Here is a 3768-nt window from a genome sequence, read left to right on the forward strand (position 1 = left end):
ACCCCCCCCCCCCCCCCCCCCCCCGCGGCGGCGTTCGACGCCGCCCTGAAGCTGCTGCACCTGGTCGCGGGCGTCAGCTACTACAAGGCCGGCGTGCCGCCGCGGATCGAAGTGGCCGATGGCCCGCTCGACGACGCCACCGCCGAGCTGCTGGACCAGCTCTACCTGCACGGCCTGGCCGAGTTCGCCTATCGCAACGGGCTGGATCTGCGCGGGCGCATCACCTTTCCGCGCCTTGGCGCGGAAAGATCGGCAAGTTCGCGTGGTGGCGGCGCGCCGGCGGCCGGCGCGCTGGACTTGCCGAAACGCACCCTGGTGCCGATCGGCGGCGGCAAGGATTCGCTGGTGGCGGTGGAGGCGATCAAGGCGATCGGCGGCGAGGCGACCGCGGTATGGGTGGGCAATTCCGCGCTGATCGCGGCCTGCGCCGAGCGCACCGGCCTGCCCACCCTGAACATCCAGCGCGAGCTGGCGCCGGGCCTGTTCGAGCTGAACCGGCTCGGCGCGTGGAACGGGCACATCCCGGTGACCGCGGTGAATTCGGCGATCCTCGCCGTGGCCGCGATCCTGTACGGCTACGACTCGATCACGTTCGCCAACGAGCGTTCCGCCTCGGCCGCCACGCTGGAGTACGAGGGCCAGCAGGTGAACCACCAGTGGAGCAAGAGCCTCGCGTTCGAGACGCTGCTGGGCGACTGGCTGCACACGCACGTGGCCAGCGACCTCGACTACTGCTCGCTGCTGCGGCCGTACTCGGAGCTGGCGATCACCCGCGCGTTCGCGAAGCTGACGCCGTACTTCGACGTGTTCTCCAGCTGCAACCGCAACTTCAAGCTGCTCGGCCCGAAGCCGGTGGACCGCTGGTGCGGGCAGTGCCCGAAATGCCATTTCGTGTTCCTCGCGCTGGCGCCGTTCCTGCCCAAGCCGCGGCTGCTGGCGATCTTCGGCCGCAACCTGCTGGACGACGACAGCCAGGCGGCCGGCTTCGACGCGCTGCTGGAATACCAGGACCACAAGCCGTTCGAGTGCGTGGGCGAGGGTGCCGAGGCGCGCGCCGCGATGTACGCGCTGAGCCAGCGGCCGGAGTGGCAGGAGGATGCGCTGGTCGAGCGCTTCCGCAGCGAGATCCTGCCGCAGCTCGATGCGGCGCAGCTGGCGCTGGAGCCGTGGCTGCAGCCGTCGCCCGAACATCGCGTGCCGGTTCGATTGAAGGGCGCGCTGGCGGCGATCGGCGGATGAAACCTTTCACATTTCCCGTAGGAGCCCGCTCGCGGGCGATGCTCTTGTGGGTTCGGTCAAAGGCATCGCCCGCAAGCGGGCTCCTACGAAAGAGCTGCGTGGGCTTTCATGCGCATCGCTGACCTGATCGATCGTCGTGTCGCCATCTGGGGCTTCGGCCGCGAAGGCCGTGCGGCGATCCGTGCGCTGCGTCAGCGCTGCGGCGAACAGCATTTCACGCTGCTCTGCAGTGCGGCCGAAGTCGACGCCGCCCGTGCGTTCGATGCCACGCTGGACATCGTTGCCGGCGAGCCGGACGCTGCCGCGCTGGGCCGGTTCGAGGTGGTGGTGAAGTCGCCGGGGATCTCCGCGTACAAGCCGGCGCTGCTGGCCGCGCGGGCGCAGGGCACGCAATTCACCTCCGGCACCGCGCTGTGGTTCGGCGAGAACGCGCTCGATCAAGGCCGCGATGCTCGCGTGATCGCGGTCACCGGCACCAAGGGCAAGAGCACCACCAGCGCGCTCGTCGCGCACCTGGCACGGAGCCTGGGCGTGCGCACCGCGCTGGCCGGCAATATCGGCCTGCCGCTGCTGGAGCTGCTCGGCCAGTACGCCGACCTGTGGGTGATCGAATTGTCCAGCTTCCAGACCGGCGAAGCCGGGCCGCTGGAGCTGGGCGTGATCACCAGCCTGTACGAGGAACACCTGGACTGGCACGGCTCGCGCGAGCGCTACGTGGCCGACAAGCTGAAGCTGGCCGATGCCGCGCGCACGCTGCTGGTCAACGGCCAGCAGCCGGGCCTGCTGGAACGCACCGCCGCCCATCCGCATCGCCTCAAGTTCGGCACGCCGGAAGGCTGGCACGTGCACGATGGCGCGATCCGCCGCGGCGGGCAGGCGGTGTTCGACATCGCCGCGCTGGCGGCGCCGGGCCTGCACAACGCACTCAATGCCTGCGCCGCGCTGGCCGCGCTGGAAGCCAGCGGCATGGACGCGCTGGCCGCCGCGCCAGCGCTGGCCCGCTTCCGTCCGTTGCCGCACCGCCTGCAACCGCTGGGTGCGCACGATGGCCTGCACTGGGTCAACGACTCGATCAGCACTACGCCGCTGGCGACCCTGGCCGCGCTGGAAAGCCTGCACGGCCGCGCGGTAACGGTGCTGGTCGGCGGCCATGACCGCGGACTGGACTGGACGCCGTTCGTCGATGCCGTGCGTGAGGCGCCGCCGAACGCGATCGTCTGCATGGGCGCCAACGGCGCGCGCATCGAGGCGGCGCTGCGCAGCGCCGGAGTACATTGCCCGATCATGCGCGTCGACGACCTCGCCGGCGCCGTGGCCGAGGCGAAAGCGCATATCCCGTGTGACGGCGTGATCCTGCTGTCACCCGGCGCGCCCAGCTTCGACCAGTTCAAGGACTACGCCGAACGCGGCCGCCGCTTCGCCACGCTGGCCGGCTTCGACGCCGCGATCACCGGCATCGAAGGCCTGGGCATCTCATGATGTTGACGACAACGTCTACTTGACCGGTGCATTCCTAATGGCGATTTCATATCGCCCTGCTGCCAACGATCCCACATCTGGGCCTTCTGACTCTCCGTGTACTGGAGCCGCGTCCTGTACCCCATCTGCAACACTCCTGCTGCCTAAGCAGTCTTCAGTGTGTTGCATCGATCAGTTGAATCCGCAACTCAAAGCGGAGATCGCAACTAAATTGCGTTCTGAATCTGGAAGGATTCGGAAAGATGGCGCTGTCAGAAATATGACCCAGCGCTTCCGGAGCTTCGGATTCATCAAGAGCCAAGGGAGATTGAAACGTTGAGTCAACATCAGGAAAGACAGCCCATGTCTGACTTCAAAACGGAGCCAGACGACGCCTATCCGAAGACCGAGCGCAGCAGGATCAGACGCGAGTCTCATTTGGGCAGTTACTCGCGTGCAGACGTTCATGCGGTTCTGGACTCGTCCCCTCTATGCCATATCGGTTACGTCATCGACGGGGCACCATTTGTGACGCCGACCTTGCATTGGCGTAAGGGCAACCGAGTCTACTGGCATGGCTCGATCGGAAGTCGATTCTTGCGCCAGGTGGACGGGGCGCCGGTTTGCGTGACTTGCAGCCTTATAGATGGTTACGTCTTGGCGCGATCTGCCTTGAATCACGCCGTCAACTATCGGTCCGCGATGCTGTTCGGTACCGCCCGCGTAGTAGACGGCCTCGAGGAGAAGGCGCAAGCGCTTCGGGATTTTACCGATGACCTTTTCCCTGGTCGCTGGAATACGTTGCGCCCTATGACAGAGAAGGAGGTCAAGGCGACATCCGTGCTGTGGATGGAAATTGAGGAAGCAACTGTAAAGGTCCGCACGGGCCCTCCTGCTGATGCCGACTGTCTGGGCCGGTGTCTTGCCAATGCGCACAACGCTGACCAATGCTCAGCCTGCACCGGAACTACCTGCCGATATCGGGTTGCCTGAGTGACCTTGCCCGCGAGAAACGTATCCCTTGCCGTGTGATTCAATCCACGCAAGGAGAACGACATGACGAAGACAACG

At 66.3% G+C, this 3768-nt stretch carries 2 protein-coding genes and 1 pseudogene; all 3 read left to right on the forward strand.

All coding sequences use genetic code 11. The annotated features are described in order from the left end of the window. A pseudogene (gene murL, locus AC3WRN_RS16480) lies at positions 1-1239 on the forward strand (UDP-N-acetyl-alpha-D-muramoyl-L-alanyl-L-glutamate epimerase); the annotation flags it as partial. A gap of 108 nt (positions 1240-1347) precedes the next feature. Further along, a complete protein-coding gene (murD, locus tag AC3WRN_RS16485; protein ID WP_492623797.1) occupies positions 1348-2718 on the forward strand; it encodes a UDP-N-acetylmuramoyl-L-alanine--D-glutamate ligase in 1371 nt (456 codons plus the stop codon). Positions 2719-3060: 342 nt separating this feature from the next. Beyond that, a complete protein-coding gene (locus AC3WRN_RS16490) occupies positions 3061-3690 on the forward strand; it encodes a pyridoxamine 5'-phosphate oxidase family protein (RefSeq protein ID WP_492623798.1) in 630 nt (209 codons plus the stop codon). Positions 3691-3768: the final 78 nt, after the last annotated feature.

This window comes from Rhodanobacter sp. FW101-FHT13A11, assembly GCF_058790335.1.

Bases quoted from the DNA above. Each gene is read 5' to 3' on its own strand.
- murD (WP_492623797.1), top strand. From the start codon at position 1,348: ATGCGCATCGCTGACCTGATCGATCGTCGTGTCGCCATCTGGGGCTTC.
- AC3WRN_RS16490 (WP_492623798.1), top strand. From the start codon at position 3,061: ATGTCTGACTTCAAAACGGAGCCAGACGACGCCTATCCGAAGACCGAG.